General features: G+C 29.9%; 2 protein-coding genes. Both read right to left on the bottom strand.

Translation table 11 applies throughout. The features are described 5' to 3' along the window. The coding region (locus tag BAZSYMA_RS02375) for a hypothetical protein (protein ID WP_143243066.1) at window positions 1–571 on the bottom strand (571 nt) is incomplete at its 3' end. A 215-nt stretch (window positions 572–786) separates the two neighbouring features. Beyond that, window positions 787–1,455, bottom strand: a complete 669-nt coding sequence (locus BAZSYMA_RS02370) for an SIR2 family protein (RefSeq protein ID WP_090715246.1) — start codon at window positions 1,453–1,455, stop codon at window positions 787–789. Between the last annotated feature and the right edge of the window lie 157 nt (window positions 1,456–1,612).

The following is a 1,612-nucleotide window of genomic DNA, read 5'->3' as shown; positions in this document are numbered from 1 at the left end:
TTGATATAGTGTCAGTTGATATAGTGTATCCGAAAATAACATCTAACAGCCGAACCATATAATTTTTCATTTTATTCTTAATAATAACAGGTAGGACAATTTTGGCTATATTATGATTTAGTCTGCTTTCATACTGGTAAGTTCGAATATGAGATATTATAAAATCTATATGCTTTTGATCTATTTTCTCAAATGGTAAGTTGAAAATAATTTTCACCATATGCCAAGCGATATCATCATCTGTTGCACTTTCAATAGTGGTATTTGCTATTGACAGCAATTTTTCTATTGCTTGTGGTTCTTTTTGAATAGAGACTGCTTCTTGAATAGAGACTGCTTCTAAAAAAGTCAATATATGCCGACATTGGAATTCATGTTTGTTATTTAAAGAAAAAAATTCAGCCTCAAAAAGAGGATCCAGCCATAAATGCAATTGTTGATATTTTGATGCTTTTGAAAAAAAATAATTAACTTTTTTTTCATCGCTACGCATATTTTGAATAGTTGTTTCAATGTTGGAGGGTGTTGGATTTTCTAAGGCATTATCAATGTTCTTAAACACATGTTGCATTTTTTGTGTGCCTCTATTTGCCTCTGTTTTCCACTCAGAAATAACATTTTTGAGTTGATTGTAATTATTTTCATCTCTAGAAAAAGGAATTAATTCAATATTAAGATTAGAGAAGTATTCGGTATCAAAATTGCATACTTCTTGCTCATATTTGAAATAAGCTTTTAAATAAAAATGATTATTACCACTTGACTTGGTGGCTGTAAATATACGATCTAAAAGCTCAAATCACTAAGACTATACCCCACAAATAGGACGGTGTAGTGACAAAAAAATTGATTTATAAATTCATCAAACCTTTTATCTGTGTATCTTTTTATATATTTTTCTTTTGTGAAAACAAGGCTTTGTTCATCACTTATACAACCATGTATTTTGTATAAATTATCATTCTTAATATTGCTCAAACTAAAGACATTCTTAATATTGTTCAAACTAAAGACATTAATGGTAATATTGTTATTATCCATTAATTTGTTAATATATCTATCTGCATTAGTGGTAATAAAAGTATTAGCTAACTCTTTTAAATCGCGGTATATAGTCAATTTTTCATCATCTATATTAATATTGTTAGCTTCACCGTCTTTTAATGATTTTTTTAATTCCCCCATAAATGCATCTCTTGGAAGGATATTATGGCAAATACTAATAAGTTTAATTTTGTCGCTTTCTTCAAGCATAGAATGTTCACTTATGGGCGTTATTTCCCCCACTTCTCTGCATTTTCTAACTAATTTTTTAGCCAATGTATCCCAGTCATCACAGCCAATTAGTCTAGACACTCCAGCACCGATAAAAATCGCCATTGTTTCATTATTGATAGCTTTCTTTATTCCAAATGGTAATGATGGAATGTCTTTTATCTCTATATGATTTGTCATTATATTATCGCTTCACAACGGTGAATTCAACCTATAAGTGCAACACTTCAGTTTAAAAAACTAGTCTTTACCAGTTAACTCAGCAAAAACCTCAAACGGGGTCTTATACCCCAAGCATTTCCTAGGTCTATTATTCATTAAATCTGTTGTCTCAAGC

Source organism: Bathymodiolus azoricus thioautotrophic gill symbiont, from assembly GCF_001298715.1.
In the GTDB taxonomy this organism is placed as follows: Bacteria; Pseudomonadota; Gammaproteobacteria; order PS1; family Pseudothioglobaceae; genus Thiodubiliella.
The sequence above is the reverse complement of the archived record's forward strand: the minus strand, read 5'-3'. Positions and strand labels throughout refer to the sequence as shown.

Coding starts and splice junctions, on each gene's coding strand:
- BAZSYMA_RS02370 (WP_090715246.1), bottom strand. CDS start 1,455: ATGACAAATCATATAGAGATAAAAGACATTCCATCATTACCATTTGGA.